21 protein-coding genes are annotated in these 20,026 nt (G+C 70.4%); 4 read left to right on the forward strand and 17 right to left on the reverse strand.

What is annotated here, in order from left to right:
- Positions 1-100: 100 nt before the first annotated feature.
- The 8 genes from DXK32_RS20820 to coaBC form a co-directional block, all read right to left on the reverse strand.
- Positions 101-373: a hypothetical protein gene (locus DXK32_RS20820; protein ID WP_114860256.1), complete on the reverse strand. Its 273-nt coding sequence runs from the start codon at positions 371-373 to the stop codon at positions 101-103.
- A gap of 5 nt (positions 374-378) precedes the next feature.
- Positions 379-816, reverse strand: coding sequence for a DsrE family protein (locus DXK32_RS20825; RefSeq protein WP_114860257.1), 438 nt, complete (start codon positions 814-816; stop codon positions 379-381).
- Between the two features lie 24 nt (positions 817-840).
- Positions 841-1,629 carry a HesA/MoeB/ThiF family protein gene (locus DXK32_RS20830; protein WP_114860258.1) on the reverse strand — a complete coding sequence of 263 codons (789 nt, stop codon included), beginning with the start codon at positions 1,627-1,629 and terminating at the stop codon, positions 841-843.
- A 77-nt stretch (positions 1,630-1,706) separates the two neighbouring features.
- Positions 1,707-2,519, reverse strand: coding sequence for a hypothetical protein (locus DXK32_RS20835; protein WP_114860259.1), 813 nt, complete (start codon positions 2,517-2,519; stop codon positions 1,707-1,709).
- A gap of 323 nt (positions 2,520-2,842) precedes the next feature.
- Positions 2,843-3,802, reverse strand: a complete 960-nt coding sequence (gene cysK / locus DXK32_RS20840) for a cysteine synthase A (RefSeq protein WP_114860260.1) — start codon at positions 3,800-3,802, stop codon at positions 2,843-2,845.
- 75 nt (positions 3,803-3,877) lie between these two features.
- Complete coding sequence (locus DXK32_RS20845; RefSeq protein WP_014238770.1) at positions 3,878-4,333, reverse strand: RrF2 family transcriptional regulator; 456 nt, start codon at positions 4,331-4,333, stop codon at positions 3,878-3,880.
- Positions 4,333-4,827 carry a dUTP diphosphatase gene (dut, locus tag DXK32_RS20850; protein WP_114860261.1) on the reverse strand — a complete coding sequence of 165 codons (495 nt, stop codon included), beginning with the start codon at positions 4,825-4,827 and terminating at the stop codon, positions 4,333-4,335. Before dut ends, DXK32_RS20845 begins: the two co-directional genes overlap by 1 nt.
- Positions 4,824-6,080, reverse strand: coding sequence for a bifunctional phosphopantothenoylcysteine decarboxylase/phosphopantothenate--cysteine ligase CoaBC (coaBC, locus tag DXK32_RS20855; protein ID WP_114860262.1), 1,257 nt, complete (start codon positions 6,078-6,080; stop codon positions 4,824-4,826). The genes dut and coaBC overlap by 4 nt, the downstream gene beginning before the upstream one ends.
- 281 nt (positions 6,081-6,361) lie before the next feature.
- Between coaBC and DXK32_RS20860 the strand changes: the two genes are divergently transcribed.
- A complete protein-coding gene (locus DXK32_RS20860) occupies positions 6,362-7,798 on the forward strand; it encodes a sigma-54-dependent transcriptional regulator (RefSeq protein ID WP_114860263.1) in 1,437 nt (478 codons plus the stop codon).
- A 391-nt stretch (positions 7,799-8,189) separates the two neighbouring features.
- On the forward strand, positions 8,190-8,399 hold the full coding sequence (locus tag DXK32_RS20865) for a cold-shock protein (RefSeq protein ID WP_014238764.1): 210 nt from the start codon (positions 8,190-8,192) through the stop codon (positions 8,397-8,399).
- A gap of 7 nt (positions 8,400-8,406) precedes the next feature.
- On the opposite strand, the gene DXK32_RS20870 is transcribed toward DXK32_RS20865, so the two are convergent.
- From DXK32_RS20870 to DXK32_RS20890, 5 genes are read right to left on the reverse strand one after another with little or no spacing between them, the layout of a single operon-like run.
- A complete protein-coding gene (locus DXK32_RS20870; protein ID WP_114860264.1) occupies positions 8,407-11,760 on the reverse strand; it encodes a PAS-domain containing protein in 3,354 nt (1,117 codons plus the stop codon).
- Positions 11,761-11,791: 31 nt separating this feature from the next.
- Complete coding sequence (locus tag DXK32_RS20875; protein ID WP_114860265.1) at positions 11,792-12,778, reverse strand: metal ABC transporter permease; 987 nt, start codon at positions 12,776-12,778, stop codon at positions 11,792-11,794.
- Positions 12,775-13,980, reverse strand: coding sequence for a metal ABC transporter permease (locus tag DXK32_RS20880; protein ID WP_114860266.1), 1,206 nt, complete (start codon positions 13,978-13,980; stop codon positions 12,775-12,777). The genes DXK32_RS20875 and DXK32_RS20880 overlap by 4 nt, the downstream gene beginning before the upstream one ends.
- Positions 13,977-14,795, reverse strand: coding sequence for a metal ABC transporter ATP-binding protein (locus tag DXK32_RS20885; RefSeq protein ID WP_114860267.1), 819 nt, complete (start codon positions 14,793-14,795; stop codon positions 13,977-13,979). Before DXK32_RS20885 ends, DXK32_RS20880 begins: the two co-directional genes overlap by 4 nt.
- A 22-nt stretch (positions 14,796-14,817) precedes the next feature.
- Positions 14,818-15,831 (reverse strand): metal ABC transporter solute-binding protein, Zn/Mn family, encoded by a 1,014-nt coding sequence (locus tag DXK32_RS20890; protein ID WP_247877259.1) that lies wholly within the window; start codon positions 15,829-15,831, stop codon positions 14,818-14,820.
- A gap of 168 nt (positions 15,832-15,999) precedes the next feature.
- Here DXK32_RS20890 and DXK32_RS20895 point away from each other — a divergent pair, with 168 nt between their 5' ends.
- Complete coding sequence (locus DXK32_RS20895; RefSeq protein ID WP_114860268.1) at positions 16,000-16,728, forward strand: SAM hydrolase/SAM-dependent halogenase family protein; 729 nt, start codon at positions 16,000-16,002, stop codon at positions 16,726-16,728.
- A gap of 6 nt (positions 16,729-16,734) precedes the next feature.
- Here the strand turns inward: DXK32_RS20895 and DXK32_RS20900 are convergent, their stop codons facing one another.
- The 4 genes from DXK32_RS20900 to DXK32_RS20915 form a co-directional block, all read right to left on the reverse strand.
- Positions 16,735-17,169 carry a response regulator gene (locus tag DXK32_RS20900; protein WP_114860269.1) on the reverse strand — a complete coding sequence of 145 codons (435 nt, stop codon included), beginning with the start codon at positions 17,167-17,169 and terminating at the stop codon, positions 16,735-16,737.
- A 117-nt stretch (positions 17,170-17,286) separates the two neighbouring features.
- Positions 17,287-17,985, reverse strand: coding sequence for an HAD family hydrolase (locus tag DXK32_RS20905; RefSeq protein WP_114860270.1), 699 nt, complete (start codon positions 17,983-17,985; stop codon positions 17,287-17,289).
- A gap of 68 nt (positions 17,986-18,053) precedes the next feature.
- Complete coding sequence (locus tag DXK32_RS20910; RefSeq protein WP_114860271.1) at positions 18,054-18,296, reverse strand: hypothetical protein; 243 nt, start codon at positions 18,294-18,296, stop codon at positions 18,054-18,056.
- Between the two features lie 162 nt (positions 18,297-18,458).
- Complete coding sequence (locus DXK32_RS20915; RefSeq protein WP_038525613.1) at positions 18,459-18,893, reverse strand: Fur family transcriptional regulator; 435 nt, start codon at positions 18,891-18,893, stop codon at positions 18,459-18,461.
- 178 nt (positions 18,894-19,071) lie between these two features.
- On the opposite strand from DXK32_RS20915, the gene DXK32_RS20920 reads away from it, so the two are divergent.
- A complete protein-coding gene (locus DXK32_RS20920) occupies positions 19,072-20,016 on the forward strand; it encodes a transglutaminase family protein (RefSeq protein ID WP_114860272.1) in 945 nt (314 codons plus the stop codon).
- Positions 20,017-20,026: the final 10 nt, after the last annotated feature.

Here is a 20,026-nt window from a genome sequence, read left to right on the forward strand (position 1 = left end):
CGCAGGGGAGGGGATAAGCTCCCTCTCCTGCGAAGCGGGGGAGGGAAGGGGCCCACGCGTCAGCGTGGGAAGGGTGGGGGCTCCGTGTGCAATGCGAAAGCTACCCCTCCAACAACCCCACCGCCTCCCGCAGGATCGCCACCTTCGGGCCGAAGCGCTTCGCCGGGTCGCTGTCCTCGATGAAGCCGATCATCATGCGCAGGGCGTGCGCCACCCGCGGGGCGAGGTCGGGATGCGCCGTCACATGCTGCGCCAGATGGGCCAGCGCGTCCCGGTAGGGGCGGCCTTCGAACCCCTCCGCGGCGATCGCCTCGAAGCGGTTCGCGTGCTCGATCACCAAGCTGTGGTCCACCGGGCTGTGGTCGTCGGTCATCGCGCTCACACGAACAGGATCGCGCCGGTCTTCGGCGCGTCGTTCAGGAAGGTGACGACTCCGCCGGTCGTCACCGGCACGTCGGGGCGCAGCGGCACGCCAGCGGGCAGGCCGAGCGCGCGCAGCCCCATCTCGCAGGCCATGACCGTGACCTTGAGCATCACGCAGGCCTCCAGCAGCTCTTCGAAGCCGGCCAGCCCGTTGGCCGTGAAGGCGGCGTCGCGCTCCGCCGGGCGGCTGCCGTCGTCGGCGGGGTCCAGCCGGTGCCAGCCCGGCGCGCCGTCCGCGTCGCCGGCCAGCAGCGTGTTCAGGGCGCGGCCGGTGAAGAACAGCGTGACCTTGCGGTTGGTCGCCGCTGCGGCGCTGGCCATCACCAGGGCGTAGTGAACCCGGTCGAAACCGCCCGCGAACAGGACGATGGACAGGTTTTCAGGACCTTCCATAAGGGGGAGCCTCTCAGCCGCCGCTCAATGGGCGGACAGGTCGTGGATGGTCGGGTGGGCGCCGCACAGCGGGCAGTCGGGGTCGCGGCGCACCGTGATGCGCTGGAACGAGGCGTGCAGCGTATCGAGCATCATCAGGCTGCCCGACAGCCCCTCGCCGATGCCCATGATCTCCTTCAGCACCTCGGTCGTCTGGAGCGAACCGACGAAGCCGGCCAGCGCTCCCAGAACGCCGCCTTCGGAGCAGGACGGCACCAGCCCGCGCGGCGGCGGTTCCGGGAACAGGCAGCGGTAGCAGGGGTGCGGGTCGCCGAGATGCGCCTTGAAGGTGGACACCTGCCCGTCGAAGCGCAGGATCGCCGCCGACACCAGCGTCTTGCCCGCGAAGTAGCAGGCGTCGTTGAGCAGGAAGCGCGTGGCGAAATTGTCCGACCCGTCGGCCACGATGTCGTAGCGCCCGATCAGGTCCAGCGCGTTGTCCTTCGTCAGCCGCGCCTTGTGCACCTCCACCGCCACGTCGGGGTTCAGCGCGCGGATGCGGGCGGCGGCGCTCTCCACCTTCGGAACGCCGAGCGACGACTCGTCGTGGATGACCTGCCGTTGCAGGTTGGACAGGTCCACCGTGTCGTCGTCGATGACGCCGATGGTGCCCACCCCCGCCGCGGCGAGGTAGAGCAGCAGCGGCGCGCCCAGCCCGCCGGCCCCGACGACCAGGACGCGGGCGCGCAACAGCGCCTCCTGTCCGATGCCGCCGACCTCCGGCAGGATGATGTGGCGGGAATAGCGGTGAAGCTGGGTGTCGGTGAATTCCATGATCCGCAGAATAGCGCGGAACGCCCCGTGCCGCGCAAGTCCCCTCGCGCAAGTCTCCTCGCCGCGGAGCGGCGGCGTCAGGCGAGCAGGCTCATCTTGTAGGGGGTGGTCTTCGAGGTGCTGGACGACTTGGCCGCATCGTCCGCCGCCCACTGCTTCAGCCGGGCCTCGCGCTCCCGCATGATCTTGTCGAACGGGCGTTCCTCGCTGGTGTCGTCGGGCGACTTGGCGACCTTCTGGATGAAGTTCAGCTGGTAAGGGATTTCGCCGACCACGTTCTTCGGGGGGACGATCACCAGCTCGTACTGGCCGGGGTCGATCTTGAAGCTGGGCTTCTTCAGCATGTCCTGGCCCGACTTCGCCGGGTCCATCGTGTCGCCGGAGGCCACGACCTTGCCCTCCTTGCTCATGAGGGCCCAGCGCGTGTAGGGCAGGGACATGTTGCCGACGAACTCGCCGCCCTGGGCGACGGTCAGCGTGTGCTTCTGGACGCCGCTGTCGTTGCCGACGACGGCGCGGGCGATGCCCTTCATCTGGGCACCGGTCCCCACCATCATGATGTTCTGGCGTTCGGTGATGTCCAGCGTGTATTCGCGCTCGTTCACCCCGCGCACGGCCTGGGAAATGACCGCGGTGTAGGTGCCGGGGCCGAGCTTGGCGCTGGTTTCCGCCGATTCGTTCTTGGCCTTCGCCTCGGCGACGACCTTGTTGTTCTGGTCGACGATCTTGATGTTGGTGTTGATGTCGGCGATTTTGAAATTGAATTCGCCGGTCTTCGACACCGTGAACTGGCGGTAGTCGGTGGATGCGAGGTTGGAGTCCAATTCGTTGGTGATGCCGCGGAACTGGAACCAGTTCATCGTCGAGGCATTCGGAATCGCGACGCCCATGGTGGCCTCCCCCGCTGGTCCTGTGCCGTCCGCTCCGCATCGTCGGGCGGCCGCGCCGCGAACCGGGCGGTCGCCTCAGAGGGCGGAGCGGCGCCGGCCGCAACTCCTGGCGCAGACTGGCCGGCGCTGACTGGGTAGATTACTAAAATCCAATCTTTTTGTCAAAGCGCCGACCGGTGTGGTCGTCGCGCAAAAAGACCGGACGAGTCCCACTCTACAGCAGGATGCGCGCCAGCGCAATATTCGCCGCCCGGTTGCGCGGGAAAGCGTGCCGGACATCCCTCTCCCACACCCGTGACGGATGCGGGAGAGGGGAGGCCGCTTTACTCCAGCCCTTCGAACAGGGCGGTGGAGAGGTAGCGCTCGGCGAAGGACGGCAGGATCACGACGATCAGCTTGCCCTCGTTCTCCGGGCGGGAGCCGATCTCCAGCGCCGCGGCCAGAGCGGCACCCGAGGAGATGCCGACCGGAATGCCTTCCAGCTTCGCCACCTTGCGGGCCGTCTCGAAGGCGCGCTGGTTGGAGATGCGGACGACCTCGTCGATCAGGTCCTTGTTCAGGACGTCCGGCACGAAACCGGCGCCGATGCCCTGGATCTTGTGCGGGCCGGGCATGCCGCCGGACAGGACGGGGCTGTCCTCCGGCTCCACCGCGATGGTGCGGAAGCCGGGCTTGCGGGCCTTCAGGACCTCCGACACGCCGGTCAGCGTGCCGCCGGTGCCGACGCCGGAAACCAGGAAGTCGGCCTTGCCGTCGGTGTCCTTCCAGATCTCCTCCGCCGTGGTGTTGCGGTGGATCTCCGGGTTGGCGCCGTTCTTGAACTGCTGGAGCATGTAGGCGTTCGGATCGGTGGCGACGATCTCGTCGGCCCGGCGGATGGCGCCCTTCATGCCCTCCGCGGCCGGCGTCAGCACCAGCTCGGCGCCCAGCAGCTTCAGCATCTTGCGGCGCTCGACCGACATGCTTTCCGGCATGGTCAGGATCAGCCGGTACCCCTTGGCGGCGGCGACGAAGGCCAGCGCGATGCCGGTGTTGCCCGACGTCGGCTCGACCAGGGTGGTGCGGCCCGGCTCGATGGTGCCGGCGCGCTCCGCCGCGTCGATCATGGCGAAGCCGATGCGGTCCTTCACGCTGGCCAGCGGGTTGAAGAACTCCAGCTTGCCGACGATCTGGGCCTTGGCCCCGGCGTCCTCGGCCAGCCGGTTGACGCGCACCAGCGGCGTGGCGCCGACGGTGTCGAGAATGCTGTCGTAGATCTTACCGCGAAACTCGGAACCCGGCATTTTTCACTCCTCCGGTGTGTGGTATTTTCCCACTTTCTACATCATGCGTAGAATTTAACCGTTTTCCGGGTGGGATCAAATCGTAAAATCGATGCGGTCTTCGGTCTCGCTCTCGACGCCGGCGGTGCGGGCGCGCAGGCAGAGATCCTCGATGGTGATGTCGTCGAGCTTCTTCATGCATTCCTCCTGAAGCTCGTTCCACAGCGGGCGCACGACCTTGTGCCCCAGGATGGAGCCGGCCGGCTCCTCGATGGGGTCGGTCGCGGTCTCCATGGAGCGGACGACCTTCACGATCTCGCCCAGCGTGATCCGCCGGCGCTCGCGGGCCAGCCGGTAGCCGCCGCGCGGCCCGCGCACGCCGGCCAGGACGCCGTCGCGGACGAGTTGCTGGAGGACCTGCTCCAGATAGCGCTTGGGAATGCCCTGGCGGCGGGTGATCTCGCCGGACTGCACGGGTTCGGTGCCGGCGTTGTAGGCGATGTCCAGCACCGCCTCGATCGCGAACATCAGCTTCTTGGAGATGCGGAGCATCAGTGCTTCTCCTGCGCGGGGGAGGGCGGGGCGAACTGGCCGGTGGAGCCGAAGCCCCCGGCGCCGCGGGCGCTGTCGGGCAGAGCGGCCGACTCGGCCCAGGCGGCGCGCTCGTAGCGGGCGATCACGAGCTGGGCGATGCGCTGCCCGCGCTCCACCGTGAAGGGCTGGTCGCCGTGGTTGATCAGGATCACCCCGACCTCGCCGCGGTAGTCGGCGTCGATGGTGCCCGGGCTGTTCAGCACCGTGACCCCGTGCTTCAGCGCCAGGCCGGAGCGCGGCCGCACCTGCGCCTCGTACCCGTCGGGCAGGGCGAAGGCGACGCCGGTGGGGATCAGCGCGCGGCGGCCCGGTTCCAGGACGACCGGCTCCGCCAGCGCGGCCAGCAGGTCCATGCCCGCCGCGTGTTCGGTCGCGTAGGCCGGCAGGTCCAGCCCCGCGGCGTGGGCGAGCCGGACGATGGGAACGGGAATGGCGGATGCCGTTGCGCTCACGGAAGGGTCTCCTGGGGGGCAGGGGGGGGAGGCGGATTGAAATGCCGGGCGATGGCCTCGGCCAGGCGGGCGGCCACGGCGTCCTTGCCCATGGTGGGCCAGTCCTCGGCGCCGTCGGCGCGGATCAGATGGACGGTGTTGTCGGCCCCGCCGAAGGTGGTGGTGCCCGGCGACACGTCGTTGGCGACGATCCAGTCGCAGCCCTTGCGGGCGCGCTTGGCGGTCGCGTAGTCGACCACGTTGCCGGTCTCCGCGGCGAAGCCGACGACCAGCGCCGGGCGGCGCGGCCCGGCCTGGGACAGCGTCGCCAGGATGTCGGGGTTCTCGGTCAGGGTCAGGCTCGGCGGGCCGCCGCCGTCCTTCTTCAGCTTGCGGTCCGACTCGCCGGCCACGCGCCAGTCGGCGACGGCGGCGGCGCAGACCGCGATGTCGGCGGGCAGGGCCGACTCGCAGGCCGCCAGCATCTCGCGCGCCGTCTCGATGGGGCGCACGGTGCAGCCGGGCGGGTCGGGCAGGCGGGTCGGGCCGGTGACCAGCGTCACCTCCGCCCCCAGCCGCCGCAGCGCCTCGGCGATGGCGTGGCCCTGCTTGCCGGAGGAGCGGTTGGCGATGTAGCGCACCGGATCGATGGGTTCCACCGTCGGGCCGCTGGTGACCAGCGCGCGCTTGCCGGCCAGCGGCTTGGGCGCGTCCAGCTCCTCGAAATGGCTGGCGATGGCCTGGACGATCTCCATCGGCTCGGCCATGCGCCCGAATCCATACTCGCCGCAGGCCATCTCGCCCTTGTTCGGGCCGACCCGGCGCACGCCGCGCTTTTCCAGGAGCGCCAGATTGTCGCGGGTCGCCGGATGCTCCCACATGCGCACGTTCATCGCCGGCGCGACGAGCACCGGCTTGTCGGTGGCCAGCAGCACGGTGGCGGCCAGATCGTCGGCCATGCCGGCGGCCATGCGGGCCAGCAGGTTGGCGGTGGCCGGGGCGACGACCAGCAGGTCGGCGTCGCGCGACAGCTGGATGTGCCCCATCTCCGATTCGTCGGTCAGGGACCACAGGTCCTGGTAGACGGTGTCCTCGGTCAGCGCCTGCACCGACAGGGGCGTGACGAACTGCGCCCCGGCCCGGGTCAGGACCGCGCGCACGCGCACGCCCCGCTCCTTCAGGCGGCGGATCAGCTCCAGGCTCTTGTAGGCCGCGATGCCGCCCGCGATGACGAGCAGGATGCGCTTGCCGGACAGCACGGATGTTTCGGCCACGGGGGTCCGCCGCTCCTTGCTATGGATTTTGTAGAATTCAGATATTCCATCACGGCGTCCGGTACAAGCGTCCTTCGCTCATCCTCACAGCAAATCCGGTGTGAAATGCACATCCATGACCGGAATGTGAAACCATGGATGGGATATTTCGTTGCGCGGCCGCATTCCGGGTCTTTCGTCCAAGACCCGTCATCGCGTAGAGTGCATTTTTAAGGATTTGCTGATAACCAAGGCAATCCGGAGGCTCTTTTCCCTATTTTCCATTTGAATTCAAACGGTCCATGCCCGCGCGCTCCACGCCCGTTCTGCTCGTCGAAGACACGCCGTCGCTGGCCCGCGTCTATGCGGAGTTCCTGAAGAAGGACTGCACCTCCGTCACAACGGTGGAGACGGGGGCCGCGGCGCTGGAGCAGCTGGCCGACGGCGTGCCGCGGATCGTGCTGCTGGACCTCCAGCTTCCCGACATGCACGGGATGGACGTGCTGAAGCGGATCAGCGCCCAGGCGCTGCCCTGCGCGGTCATCATCATCACCGCCCACGGGTCGGTCGGGGTGGCGGTGGAGGCGATGCGCTACGGCGCCTATGATTTCCTGGTGAAGCCCTTCTCGGCGGAGCGGCTGACCGTCACCGTGCGCAACGCCATGGAGCGGCTGCGCCTCGCCCAACTGGTCGACAGCTTCGAGAAGGACCTGGGGCGCACCCGCTATCACGGCTTCCTCGGCTCGTCCCTGGCGATGCAGGCGGTCTACCGGATCATCGACAGCGCCGCCTCCTCCCGCGCGACGGTCTTCATCACCGGCGAGTCGGGGACCGGCAAGGAGGTCTGCGCCGAGGCCATCCACCGGCAGAGCCCGCGGGCCGACCGGCCCTTCATCGCCATCAACTGCGGGGCCATCCCCAAGGACCTGATGGAGAGCGAGATCTTCGGCCACATGAAGGGCTCCTTCACCGGGGCGGTGGCCGACCGCGAGGGCGCGGCGGCGCGGGCCAACGGCGGCACCCTGTTCCTCGACGAGATCTGCGAGCTGGCGCCTGACCTGCAAACCAAGCTGCTGCGCTTCATCCAGACCGGCACCTTCACGCCGGTCGGCGGCAGCCGGCTGGAGAAGGTCGATCTGCGCATCATCTGCGCGACCAACCGCGACCCCCTGCGCGAAGTCGAGGAGGGACGCTTCCGCGAGGATCTCTATTACCGCCTGCACGTCATCCCCATCCACCTGCCGCCGCTGCGCGAGCGCGAGGACGACGTCCTGGAGATCTGCCGTCAGTTCCTGGCCGACTACACGCGGGAGGAGGGCAAGGGCTTCGTCCGCTTCTCCCCGGCGGCGGAGCAGGCGCTGCGCACCTACCACTGGCCGGGCAACGTGCGGCAGGTGCAGAACGTGGTGCGCAACATCGTGGTGCTGCACGACGGCGACACGGTGACGCCGGCCATGCTGCCGGCCCCGCTCGGCACCCCGGCGGGGACCGCCGCACCGCCGCCCGCCAACGGCGGCGCGAACGGTCATGGCGGCGGCCATGCCCACAGCCAAGGCTCCGTGGCCCAGGCGCCGTCGCCCAAGACGGTGAAGCCGCTGTGGGAGGTCGAGCGCGACGCCATCGAGGAGGCCATCGCCGCCTGCGACGGCAACATCCCCCGCGCCGCGGCCCTGCTGGAAATCAGCGCCTCGACGATCTACCGCAAGCGCCTGGCCTGGCAGGCCGAAGGAAAACTCTGAGTCCCGGCCCTTCCGGCAGCCCCATCCCCCGTTCCCGCCCCCGCGCCTCTGGTCCTGCCGAAGCATAGACTTCGTGTGCGTTCAATTCGTGCAAGACCATCGAAAGTCTTGCCGTGCCGGGACCTGCCGCCATCGGCTTATTTCCAAATGACCGGTTTGGCTACATTGGGCATATGCCGTGAAGCCGCCTTGCCGGTTCCGGTGCCATCCGGCTAGCCTCCCCTCGCGTTGCTTTGCTTGCGCTTCCGCGTGGCGCCACACCGGATCGCCACCTATGACCGCCGCCCGGCCCGCGCACAGCCCGCGCACAGCCCATCGTCCTTCGCCGGCTCCTGGCGCCCCGCGGCGCGGACCGGCGGCGGGCCCCGACCAAGGAGCAGGAGTTCGCCTTATGACCACCGGCACCGTCAAATGGTTCAACACCACCAAGGGCTATGGCTTCATCGCGCCGGAGGCCGGCGCCAAGGACGTGTTCGTGCACATCACGGCCGTGCAGAAGTCGGGTCTTCACGCCCTGTCCGAGGGCCAGCGCGTCGAGTTCGAGGTGGCGCGCGGCAACAACGGCAAGGACGCCGCGGTCAACATCAGCGTCATGGAGTGAAGGGACGTCATGACGTGACGTAGCCGCGGAGCCGGTAGGCCTCCACGGCTTCCCGGGTCAGGCGGGGGATGTCGCGGCACAGCGACGTCACCTCGCTCACCGCGTTGCTCCGGCAGGCCAGCTCCAGCGACCGGGCGGCCGCCGACAGGTCGCGGGCGCCGAAGGTCCCGGCGGTGCTCTTCAGCGTGTGGGCCTCCTTCGCCAGCCCGGCGAGATCGGGCGGGCGTCCCTCCGCCGCATCCGCCCCGCCGCGGGCGATGCGTTCGGCCCGTTCCAGCGTCTCCTCCACGAACTGCCGGATGACGTCGGCCAGCAGGTCCGTGTCGAGATCCCGGGCGAGCTGCTGCAGCACCTCCATGTCCAGAACGTCCATCTGCAGCACGCCCATCTCTGCCGCGCCCGCCGGGGGCGGGGCGGTGGCGTCCGACGAAGCGGCGGCCGCCGGGGGAGCGTCCAGCCAGCCGGCCACGGTTTCCAGAAGATGCGGGCGGTCGATGGGCTTGGCGACGTGGCCGTTCATTCCGGCGGCCAGACAGCGTTCCCGGTCGCTGTCCATGGCGTCGGCGGTCATGGCGATGATCGGGACGGTGCCGGCCGGCGGCGGCAGGGCGCGCAGCCGGCGGGTGGCGGTCAGCCCGTCCATCTCGGGCATGGCGAGATCCATCAGGACCAGCCCATAGGGGGACGGGCCGGACGCCGCGGTTTCCACCGCCTCCAGCGCTTCCCGCCCGTTGTTGGCGATGTCCACCCGATAGCCGGCGCCGCGCAGCAGCAGGGCGGCGACCATCTGGTTGGTCGGACTGTCCTCGACCAGCAGAATCCGCCGGCCCGTTCCGGTGGGGTGGGATGCGGCGGCGCTGTGGGGACCCGGCTCCGCGGCGGGCGGTGCCTCCGCCGCGCTCCGCCCGGTCACGGCGGCGAGCAGGCGGGAGGGCCGGGCCGGCTTCGTCACCGTGGCGTCGGCGCCGTTGCCGTCCCCGCCCACGGTCCGGTGCGGCAGGGCGAGACGGACGATCCGCCCCACCCCCCGCGCGCGCAGCCGGTCCGGCAGGGACCCGGCGACCGGGGTTTCCACGCTGCCGATCACCGCGATGCCGGCGGCGGGCAGGGTGCCGGCGTCCAGCCCGGCCACCATCGCCACCACGTCCGGCGCGCTCACCGTCGCCCCCCAGGAGCGGAACTGCTCGGCCAGCGCCCGCCGGGCGACGGGGTTGGATTCCAGAAGCAGGACCGTCTGCCCGGCGAGCGGCGGCGGCCCGTGCTCCAGCGGCCCGTGCTCCAGCGGCAGGGTGAACCAAAAGCGGCTGCCTTGGCCGGCGGCGCTGTCGAAGCCGATGGCTCCGCCCATCATCTCCACCAGCCGCCGGGAGATGGCCAGCCCCAGCCCGGCGCCGTCGTGGCGGCGCGACAGGCGGGGATGCACCTGGGAGAATTCGGTGAAGAGGTCGGCCTGGGCGTCCTGCGGAATGCCGACGCCGGTGTCGGTCACCTCGAAGCGCAGGCGTGACGGCGCGTGGGGGGCGTCCCCGCACAGCGACAGGGTGACGGCGACGCCGCCGCGGTCGGTGAACTTCACGGCGTTGCCGACAAGGTTCAGCAGGACCTGCCGCACCCGGCCCGAGTCGCCGCGCAGCGCCGCCGGCAGGCCGCCGGGGATGCAGACGGCCAGTTCGATCCCTTTGGCGAAGGCGCGGGCGGCCTGCAGCTCGGCCACGCTCTCCACCACCTCGGCGGGGGAGAAGCGGCCCGACTCCAGGGTCAGCTTCCCGGCCTCCATCTTGGAGATGTCCAGGATGTCGTTGAGCATGGACAGCAGCGCCTCCGCCGATTCGCGGGCGGTGTGGGCGTAGGCGCGCTGCTCCTCCCCCAGCGGGCCGTCCAGAAGCAGCCCGAGCATGCCGAGGACGCCGTTCATCGGGGTGCGGATTTCGTGGCTGATGGTGCGCAGGAACTCCGACTTGGCGCGGCTCGCCAGCTCGGCCTGCTCCTTGGCGAGGCGGAGCTGCGCCTCGGTGCGGCGGTGGGCGGTGATGTCGCGAAAGGACACCATCGCCATGGTCCGCCCGCGGTAGAAAACGTAGCGGGTCTCCCCCTGCACCGTCAGCCGTTCGCCGTTGCGGCGCAGGCAGACGGTCTCGAAGGGAGTCTCGTCGCGGGCGCGGATGCGCTGCCAGGCGAGCTCGCGGTCCTCCGGCGCCATCAGCGCGGTGATGGACTGCCCCGTCAGCTCGTCCGGCGCATAGCCCAGGATGATGGCGGCGGCGCGGTTGGCGTCGGCGATCACCCCCTGCTCGTGCACCAGGATGCCGTCGATGGCGGCGTCCGACAGCTTGCGGAAACGGTCCTCGCTCTCGCGCAGGGCCTGCTCCACCCGGCGGTGGTCGGTGATGTCCGTGTAGGTCATCAGGACCGAGCGGTCGGGCAGGAAGCTGGCGGTGATCTCCAGCACCCGGCCGTCGGGGCGCGTGCGCTCGATGCGGCTGACGCCCTCGGGACGCAGGTTGGTCAGGTGGCGGGCGACGATCTCCGCCGTGTCGCCGGTGCCGAACTCGCCGCGCTCGGCCAGGAAGCGCAGGAAGCCGGCCATGCTCAGGCCGGGATGGAGCGCGCCGTCCGGCAGGTCGAGCATCTCGCGCAGGCGCCGGTTGCAGGTCAGGAAATGATAGTCCGCGCTCCACACCACGAGGCCCTGCGACATGGCGCTGAAGGTGGCCTCCAGCAGGTCGGACTTGTGGGCCAGCTCCTGCTCGCGCCGCTTCAGCTCGCTGATGTCGGTGCGCAGCCCGACATAGCCGCCGTCGCTGGTCCGCCGCTCCTCGATCTTGAACCAGCGCCCGTCACCGATCCGCAGCACTTGCGGCCCCTGCGGGTTGCGGTGCCGCTCCATCTCCCGCCCGACCCAGCGGTCGATGTCGGCGGGGCCGCAGTCGGGGTAATGGCCGGTGGCGGCGGCGCGACGAATCAGCGATTCGAAGGGGATGCCGGGCTCCAGAGGCCCCAGCAGGGCGTAGATCTCACGGAAACGGGCGTTGCACTGGACCAGCCGGTCGTCGGCGTCGAACAGGGCGAAGCCCTCGTTGATGACCTCGATGGCCTCGGACAGGCGGCGGTGGGCGTCGGCCGCCCGGCTGTCGGCGGCGCGGGCCTCCGCCTCGGCGCGCTGGGTGGCCTCCCGTTCGCGCAGCACCGCCAGACCCATCACCGCACCGGCCAGCCCGATCCCGAAGAAGGGCCAGATCAGCTCGTCGCTCCCATGCTCCAGAAAATGCTGCAGCGTGTGCAGCGCGCTCGCCATCAGAAGGAGGAACGCGACCAGGGTGAGCCAGCTCCAGCGGCGCGGCTGGCGGTGGGGGAACGGCATTCGGCGCTCCGCATGGGACGAGGCGAAAACGTTACGGCTTTTGCGCCTCCGGAGCAACGAATCCGGGGGCGGCGCGCAGCCGGCCGACGGCGCGGCGCCGGCCCAGCAGGCCGTGGCGCGGCCCGAACAGGACGGCCAGTGCCAGGATCAGCCCGGACGCCACCGCGATCATCCCCGCCGCGTTCAGCGAGTGGGAAGCCCCGAGCAGCATCGGCCCGAAGGCCGCGGCGCCGTAGCCCACCAGCGCCGCCAGCACCCCCAGGGCGACGCTGAGCAGAATCTGCGCGGCCAGCCGGTCGGTCAGCAGGCGGGCGGCGGCGGGCGGGGCGATCAGCATGGCGATGACCAGGATGGAGCCCACCGCCTCGAAGGCGGCGATGGCGGTGGCCGCAACCAGAAGCACCACCCCGTAATGGAACAGCCCGGCCGGGATGCCCAGCGTGGAGGCCAGCGCCGGGTCGAAGGTGGTGATCTTCAGCTCCTTGTAGAACAGCCCGACCAGGGCGACGCAGAGCGCGAAGACGGCGGCCAGCGTCAGCACCTCGCGCGGCAGGGCGGCCCACACCGCGGGATCGGCCAGCGATGCCCAGCCCGTGGGGGCCAGCCACAGGATGGTCTCCAACTGGCCGTAGAGGACGCAGTCGGCGTCGAGGTCGATGCCCCCGGCCGACGCCTGCTCGATCATCACCACGCCGGCGGCGAACATCACGGTGAAGACGACGCCCATGGCGGCGCCGGACTCCAGCCGGCCCAGCCGCCGCACCGCCTCGATCAGCAGGCCGGCCAGCGCCGCGGCGGCCAGCGCGCCGAGCATCATCGGCAGCGTCTCCCGCGTGCCGGCGACCAGGAAGCCGCCGACGATGCCGGGCAGGATGGCGTGGCTGACCGCGTCGCCCATCATCCCCTGGCGCCGCAGCACCAGGAAGTTGCCGACCAGCGCGCAGGCGGCGCAGGCCAGCACCGCGGCGAGCAGGGCGGGGGCGTCGATCTGCAGGAATTCCTGGACGTCGGGCATCATGACGGGGCGCTCCGCTCTTCCAGCAGCCGGACCATGTCGCCGGGCAGGACCGAGTCGATGGGGTCCACGCCCCAATTGGCGTGGGCGGGCAGCAGGGCCGGGTAGTCGGCCAGGAACCGCTCCCACAGCCGGCGGTCGCGCGCCGCCGCGCGGGCGGCGGTCTGTCCGGCGGCGGTCAAGGCGCCGTCCTGGATGTAACCGCGCAGGCGCAGCCAGAGCGCCACAGAGCTTTCCGCCGGCCGGCCGTCCAGAAGGTCGGTCAGGGCGCGCCGCTCCGCGAAGGTCAGGCGCAGCCGCCCTTGGCGCAGCGCGGCGGCGACCAGCCCGCGCGCCGGGGCGAACAGGAAGCTGAGCAGGAAGAAGCCCCCGGCGACCAGGACGATCACCGCCCCCGCCGGCAGCTTGGGCAGCAGGGCCGACAGGGTGGCGCCGAGCCAGCCGGACAGCGCCCCGATCACCGCGGCGATCAACGTCAGGGCGGGCAGCCGGTCGGTCCAGAAGCGCGCCGCGGCGGGCGGGATGATGAGGAGTGCCACCACCAGGATCAGCCCCACGGTCTGAAGCCCGATCACCGTCACCAGCGTCGCCAGCCCCATCAGCGCGAGGTCGAGCGCCCCCACCGGCCAGCCCTGCACGGCGGCGAAGCCGGGGTCGAAGGCCAGCACCCGCAACTCCTTGAACAGCAGGGCGACGGCCAGCGCCGCCCCGGCGGCCAGCAGGCCGATGGCGATGGCCTCGCCCTGCGCCATGGCGGCGGTCTGGCCCAGGATGAAGGTCTTCAGCCCGGCCTGCCCGCCCAGCTCCAGGTTCTGGATAACGCTGAGCAGCACGACGCCCAGCCCGAAGAAGACCGACAGCACGGCGCCGATCGCCGAATCCTCGGTCAGCCGGGTGAAGCGGGACAGCGCCTGCACGGTCAGCAGCCCGACCACCCCGCTGGCCACCGCCCCGGCCAGCAGCAGCGGCAGCGAGCGCTCCGGCAGGCCGAGCGCCGCCCCGACCAGGAAGGCGACGGCGATGCCGGGCAGGGTGGCGTGGCTCAGCGCGTCGCTGACCAGGGCGCGGCGGCGCAGCAGCAGGAAGGTGCCGACCGTCCCGCCGGCCAGCCCCAGCGCGGCGGTCCCGGCGACCACCACGGCGCTGTTGAAGCCGGACTGGAAAGTGAGGATGCGCAGGGCCTCCTCGAACATGGGATCGATCATGACGCCTCCGCCCCGAATGCCCCCAATGCCGCCGGGGCAGGCATCGGCCGTCCGCCGTAGGTGCGGGACAGCAGGTCGGGCGTCATCACCCGCGCGACCGGCCCCTGGGCGACCACGCGGGTGTTGAGCAGCAGGGCGTGATCGAAATAGTCGCTGACCGTCTGGAGGTCGTGGTGGACGCAGATCACCGTCCGCCCGGCGGCGTCGAGGTCGCGCAGCACCTGGAGCACCGCACGCTCCGTCGCCGCGTCCACCCCGGCGAAGGGCTCGTCCATGAAGTAGAGCTGCGCCTCCTGGGCCAGCGCGCGGGCCAGGAAGACGCGCTGTTGCTGCCCGCCGGAGAGCTGGCCGATCTGGCGCTTGGCGAAGTCGGCCATGCCCACCCGCTCCAGCGCGTGCAGCGCCGCCTCCTTGTGGGCGCGGGTGACCGGGCGGAACCAGCCGATCTTCCCGTAGCGGCCCATCGCCACCACGTCGAGCGCCGAGACGGGAAAGTCCCAATCCACGCTTTCGCGCTGCGGCACATAGCCGATCAGGCGGCGCTGCTTCGCGATCGGGCGCCCGAACACCTCGACCGATCCCGACACGCTCGGGACCAGCCCGAGGCACGCCTTGATCAGCGTCGACTTGCCCGCGCCGTTCGGCCCGACCACGGCGATCAGCCCGCCCGGCGGGGCGGCGTAGTCGACGTTCCACAGCACCGGCCGGCGGTGGTAGGCGACGGTCAGGCCGCGGATCTCCAGGGGCGGCGGCCCGATGGGCGAGGCCTCTTCGGGGGCGGTGCGGCTGCCGGGGGTGCGCCAGAGATACTGCATGGTCCGTTCCTCCTCCGCCGCGTCAGCGCTGCGCCAGGGCGAGCTTGCCCTGGAAGCCGCCGGCCGGCGCCTCGCCGCCCAGCGCGCGGGCGATGGTCGTCACATTGTGGTCGATCATGCCGATGTAGGTGCCTTCGTAGCTGCCCGGCGCGCCCATGGCGTCGGAGAACAGGGCGCCGCCCAGCGTCACCCGGTGGCCGCGCGCCCCCGCCCCTTCGACCAGGGCGCGGACGTTGCGGTCGGACACGCTGGTTTCCGGAAAGACCGCCGGCACGCCGCGCTCCGCCAGCAGCGCGGCCAGCTCCTCGATGATCCGCAGCCCGGCCTCGGATTCCGTGCTGATTCCCTGGATGCCGCGCACCTCGATCCCGTAGGCGCGGCCCAGATAGTTGAAGGCGTCGTGGGCGGTCACCAGCACGCGGGCCTTGCCGGGGATGGAGGACAGGATGCGCCGGGCGTACGCGTCGAGCCGCGCCAGCTCCGCCCCGTACGCGTCGGCGTTGCGGGCGTACGTCTCGGCGCCCGCGGGGTCGAGCCGGACCAGCCCGTCGCGGATGGACGGCAGGGTGCTCGCCCAGATGCCCACATCCATCCAAATGTGCGGGTCGTGGGCGCCCTCGAACTCGGGCGGGCTGAGCAGCCTCTCCCTGGGCACCGCGTCGCCCAGCGCCACCACCGGCTTGCCGGACTCGCGCAGCCGGTCGAAGGCGGCGGTCATCTTGCCTTCCAGATGCAGGCCGCTGATGAATACTGCGTCGGCCCGCAGCAGCTTCACCGTGTCGGAGCGGGTGGGCTTGAACAGGTGCGGATCGACGCCTTCGCCCATCAGCGCCTCCACCGCCGCCCGGTCGCCGGCCACCGCCCGCACGAGGTCGGCGACCATGCCGGTGGTGGCGACGATCTTCGGGCGCTCGCCCTGGGGCCGTTCACCCTCGGCCCGCGCCGCTCCCGGCAGCAGCAGGGCGGCGGCCAAGCCGATGATGGCGATAAACTTCGTCAGGCTCTTCGTCGCGAAGGTTTTTGAACATATGTTCATATTCATTGGTCCCGACAAAGATCGGCAAGGTTAGGGTGGGAAGACCAAGTAAACGGGGTGGAGTGCATTTGCGTTCCAAGACTATATGAAGCGTCTTTCCGGCCTTGCAAGGCGGCTCGTGACGATCGGTGTCTTACCGAACGGGGTGGAGTGCGCTACAGTGGCGGGATGATCGTGCTCTTTACGGATTTCGGGTTGTCCGGCCCCTACACCGGGCAGATGAAGGCGGTGCTGGCGCGGATGGCGCCGGGCCTGCCGGTCATCGACCTGTTCGCCGACGCCCCCGCCTTCGACCCGCAGCTCTCGGCCTATCTGCTGGCCGCCTACGCTCCGGAATTCCCGGCGGACAGCGTCTTCGTCTGCGTGGTGGACCCCGGCGTCGGGACCGACCGCCGCCCGCTGGTGGTGGAGGCCGACGGGCGCCGCTTCGTCGGGCCGGACAACGGCCTGTTCGAGCTGCTGCGGCGCCGCGCCGAGTCGGTGCGCGCCTGGAGCATCGGCTGGCGGCCCGAGCGGCTGTCGGCCAGCTTCCACGGGCGGGACCTGTTCGCCCCGGTGGCGGCCAGCCTCGCCATGGGCAACCCGGTCGCGCTGGAGCCCGTCGATCCGGCCGGCCTCGCGCGGCCCGACTGGCCGGACGATCTGGCGCGGATCGTCTATGTGGACGTCTACGGCAACGCCATGACCGGCCTGCGCGCCGACCGGCTGCCGGAGAACGCGGTGCTGCGGGCCGGCGGGCGCACGGTGCGCCGGGGCCGGACCTTCGCCGACGTCCCGGTGGGGGAGGCGCTGTGGTACGCGAACTCCAGCGGTCTGGCGGAGATCGCCGTCAACCGGGGCCGCGCCGACCGTGATGGGGGGCTTGCGGCGGGGACGCCGGTGGAGGTCGTCCTATAGCCCGTCCTATAGCCCATCCAGGCAGCGGTCGAGCAGCGCCAGATCCACGGGGCGGGCCAGCACGGTGACCGGGCTGTTGCCCGGCTCAGCGTCCCATTGGGCGTCCCACTGGGCGTCCAACTGGGCGTCCAACTGGGCGTCCGGCGCGCCGGCGGTCAGGATGATCCGGGTGTGCGGGTAGAGCATGCAGGCCAGCGCCGCGGCCCGGTCCCCCTCGTCCTCCAGCCGGTGGCGGCGCAGCAGGGCGACGGCCGGGCCCTCGGCCCCGATGAGGCCGAGCGCCTCGAAGCCGCCGGACACCGTGGACACGGTGAAGCCGCGCTCGGCCAGATGACGGGCCAGCGCGTCCCGCTGGCCGGGATCGTCGTCGGCGACGACGGCGCCGCGGCCACCCTGGCCGGGGGGGCGGATGTCGGCGTCGATGGAAAAGCCGGTCGTCATGGGGGGCTCACCACGGGCTTCCCTGAACCTCAGGGCTTTCTACGCCACGCGGGGGCCGGTTGCAAATCCCCGTGGGCGGTACGCGTCGTCCGATTGCCCGGTCAGGGAATCTTGACGTCAGCGGATCTTGACGACGGTGGGGCGGTCGACGATGGACAGCATGGGCAGGTCGCTGGGCCGGTTGCCGTAGCCCCAGGTCTCGCCGAAGGGGCCGTTGGCGGCGATCCAGCCGCGCACCCGCTCCAGCTTGTCCAGCCGCACGCAATTGCCGGTGCACAGCCGCCCGGTCAGGGCGCCGTCCTCCACCTCCATACCGGTGGCGAGCAGGTCATCGACCTCCAGCCCGCGCAGCAGGGCCGGCATGTAGACATCGAGCGCCCCGGTGGCGACCACCACGCGGCGGCCCTCGCGCCGGTGCATCTTCAGGGTTTCGACCAGCGGGGCGTGCCAGCGGATGCGGTGGACCAGCCGTTCCGCCGCGGCCAGCGCGTCGGCCACCGGCACGCCGCGCAGCGTCCGGCGCAGCAGGATGGTCTTGACCGACCCCGGAAAATCCACCCCCGGCCCACGCCCGCGCGCGTGGCGGTGCAGGCCCGAGCGCAGGGCGTCCAGGAAGGCCAGCCGGGCGCGGTTGCGCCCGATGACCTCGCCGATGAACATCAGCAGGCTGTCGCCGTGGATCAGCGTCCCGTCGAAGTCGAAGAAGGCCACCCCCGGCGCGATGGAGGCCAGGGGGCCGGCGCCATATGTGGTGGGGCTTCCGGTGGAGGGACCGGAGGCGACGGCGTCGAAAACGGGAGTAGCGCTGGTCTGCATGCGCCCTTATCCGGCGGAACGCGCCGCGTCACAAGTCAAATGCGATGCGGAGGGCCGCCCGCCGCCGCTTAGTGCAGCGACGGGCTGGGGGAATCGTCCGAGTCGTCCGCCTCGATCAGCATTTCGCCCATGGCGATGTCTCCGGCGCATTCCTCCAGCCCGGCCTTGACGGCGATCAGGAGGTTGATGATCTCGCCGTTGTCCTGCTCCAGGATGCGCAGGCGTTCCTCCAGCTTGTCGAGACGGCGGGTGACGCTGTCGGTCAGCCGGTCGAGGCGGGCGAGAACCGGGTCGTTGTTCGTGTCGTCCATGGCGGCGGTTGGTCCGTCGATGATTCGTGTGCGTTCCTGAAGCTAGGACCACGCACCGCCTCTGGACAGACCCGCGCCCGGCGCAACCCGCAATTGATGGGATTATCGTCCGGATGGTGCCCGGTGAGTCCCAAAGGACTCAGCAACGGGCACGCCCGGTCGTTACTCCCCCTCCGATGTGGTGGTGCGGCGGCTCAGCGGAACACCATACAGTTCGAGCCTATGGCCGAGCAGTTCATAGCCCAATTCGCGGGCTATGACTTCCTTCAGCCGTTCGAGATCTTCATTCTGGAACTCCACCACCTTTCCGGATTCGAGATCGATCAGGTGGTGATGGTGCTCCGACCCGGCTTCCTCGTAGCGGGCGCGGCCGTCGCCGAAGTCCAGCCGGTCGATGACGTTCGCGTCCTCGAACAGGCGCATCGTCCGGTAGACGGTGGCGATGGAGATGCGCGGGTCGATGGTGGACGCCCGGCGGTGAACCTCTTCCACATCGGGGTGGTCGGCGGCCTCCGACAGCACGCGCGAGATCACGCGGCGCTGGTCGGTCATCTTCAGCCCTTTCTCGATGCAGAGCTGTTCGAGGCGCGAAGGCATGGAAGTCCCCTTGTTGTCGTCTCATGGGCGCGCATATTCCGGCCGATGTGGCCCGGTCCTTGCGCTGGCCGCCGTCCCTCCCCGGTACGGCCACCCGAATGTCCGAGCACCATACTGTGATTCGGAACCATTCACAAACGCCGACGTTTGGTGTCGGCTTACGGAAAGGGCGCGCGCCATGATGACCCTGGACATCCACCACACCACCACCTACCGCTACGCCAACCCGGTGACCTTCGGCGACCATCGCCTGATGTTCCGGCCCCGCGACAGCCACGATCTGCGGTTGATCGAGACGGGTCTGGTGATCAGCCCGCCGCCCGCCTCCGTGCGCTGGCTCCACGACGTCTTCGGCAACTCCATCGCGGTGGCGAGCTTCGACCAGCCGGCGACGGAGCTGCGCTTCGAAAGCCACATCCGGGTCGATCACTTCCCGATGGGCGAGCTGGAATTCCCGATCGAGGACTACGCGCGTTCCTACCCCTTCAGCTATTCCGCGGAGGAGGTGCCGGATCTGGCGCTGACCACCCAGCGGCACTATCCGGACTCCGAGCATCGGGTGGACGAATGGGCCCGGCAGTTCGTGACGCTGGGCGAGGGCGGGCCGCCCGACACGCAGGACATGCTGGTGTCGATGACCCGCGCCATCAAGGAAACCTTCACCTATCAGGCCCGTGACCTGGAAGGCACCCAGAGCCCGGTCGACACCCTGGCGTCGAACAGTGGCTCCTGCCGCGATTTCGCGCTTCTGATGATGGAGGCGGTGCGCTCGCTCGGCTTCGCGGCGCGCTTCGTGTCCGGCTACCTCTACGATCCCGCGCGGGACGGGCAGGAGGGGGCGATAACCGGCGGCGGGGCGACCCACGCCTGGGTGGAGATCTACCTGCCGGGCTGCGGCTGGGTGGAGTTCGACCCGACCAACGGCATTGTCGGCGGCAAGAACCTGATCCGCGTCGCCGTCGCCCGCGACCCGTCGCAGGCGGTACCGCTCGGCGGCTCCTGGACCGGGGCGCCCGCGGATTTTCTCGGCATGACGGTGGACGTGCAGGTCACGGCGACCGGCGGGACGGGCGGAAACGGTGCCGCTGCGCAAAACCCGGTGCCGGCGGCCGGGACGGTTTGACGCGGCAACC

It is taken from the genome of Azospirillum brasilense, assembly GCF_003349955.1.
Lineage (GTDB): Bacteria > Pseudomonadota > Alphaproteobacteria > Azospirillales > Azospirillaceae > Azospirillum > Azospirillum brasilense_B.

What these genes read in the sequence shown, in the direction of transcription:
- DXK32_RS20820 (WP_114860256.1), bottom strand. Translation starts at nt 373, where the DNA reads ATGACCGACGACCACAGCCCGGTGGACCACAGCTTGGTGATCGAGCAC.
- DXK32_RS20825 (WP_114860257.1), bottom strand. Translation starts at nt 816, where the DNA reads ATGGAAGGTCCTGAAAACCTGTCCATCGTCCTGTTCGCGGGCGGTTTC.
- DXK32_RS20830 (WP_114860258.1), bottom strand. Translation starts at nt 1,629, where the DNA reads ATGGAATTCACCGACACCCAGCTTCACCGCTATTCCCGCCACATCATC.
- DXK32_RS20835 (WP_114860259.1), bottom strand. Translation starts at nt 2,519, where the DNA reads ATGGGCGTCGCGATTCCGAATGCCTCGACGATGAACTGGTTCCAGTTC.
- cysK (WP_114860260.1), bottom strand. Translation starts at nt 3,802, where the DNA reads ATGCCGGGTTCCGAGTTTCGCGGTAAGATCTACGACAGCATTCTCGAC.
- DXK32_RS20845 (WP_014238770.1), bottom strand. Translation starts at nt 4,333, where the DNA reads ATGCTCCGCATCTCCAAGAAGCTGATGTTCGCGATCGAGGCGGTGCTG.
- DXK32_RS20860 (WP_114860263.1), top strand. Translation starts at nt 6,362, where the DNA reads ATGCCCGCGCGCTCCACGCCCGTTCTGCTCGTCGAAGACACGCCGTCG.
- DXK32_RS20865 (WP_014238764.1), top strand. Translation starts at nt 8,190, where the DNA reads ATGACCACCGGCACCGTCAAATGGTTCAACACCACCAAGGGCTATGGC.
- DXK32_RS20870 (WP_114860264.1), bottom strand. Translation starts at nt 11,760, where the DNA reads ATGCCGTTCCCCCACCGCCAGCCGCGCCGCTGGAGCTGGCTCACCCTG.
- DXK32_RS20875 (WP_114860265.1), bottom strand. Translation starts at nt 12,778, where the DNA reads ATGATGCCCGACGTCCAGGAATTCCTGCAGATCGACGCCCCCGCCCTG.
- DXK32_RS20880 (WP_114860266.1), bottom strand. Translation starts at nt 13,980, where the DNA reads ATGATCGATCCCATGTTCGAGGAGGCCCTGCGCATCCTCACTTTCCAG.
- DXK32_RS20885 (WP_114860267.1), bottom strand. Translation starts at nt 14,795, where the DNA reads ATGCAGTATCTCTGGCGCACCCCCGGCAGCCGCACCGCCCCCGAAGAG.
- DXK32_RS20890 (WP_247877259.1), bottom strand. Translation starts at nt 15,831, where the DNA reads ATGAACATATGTTCAAAAACCTTCGCGACGAAGAGCCTGACGAAGTTT.
- DXK32_RS20895 (WP_114860268.1), top strand. Translation starts at nt 16,000, where the DNA reads ATGATCGTGCTCTTTACGGATTTCGGGTTGTCCGGCCCCTACACCGGG.
- DXK32_RS20900 (WP_114860269.1), bottom strand. Translation starts at nt 17,169, where the DNA reads ATGACGACCGGCTTTTCCATCGACGCCGACATCCGCCCCCCCGGCCAG.
- DXK32_RS20905 (WP_114860270.1), bottom strand. Translation starts at nt 17,985, where the DNA reads ATGCAGACCAGCGCTACTCCCGTTTTCGACGCCGTCGCCTCCGGTCCC.
- DXK32_RS20910 (WP_114860271.1), bottom strand. Translation starts at nt 18,296, where the DNA reads ATGGACGACACGAACAACGACCCGGTTCTCGCCCGCCTCGACCGGCTG.
- DXK32_RS20915 (WP_038525613.1), bottom strand. Translation starts at nt 18,893, where the DNA reads ATGCCTTCGCGCCTCGAACAGCTCTGCATCGAGAAAGGGCTGAAGATG.
- DXK32_RS20920 (WP_114860272.1), top strand. Translation starts at nt 19,072, where the DNA reads ATGATGACCCTGGACATCCACCACACCACCACCTACCGCTACGCCAAC.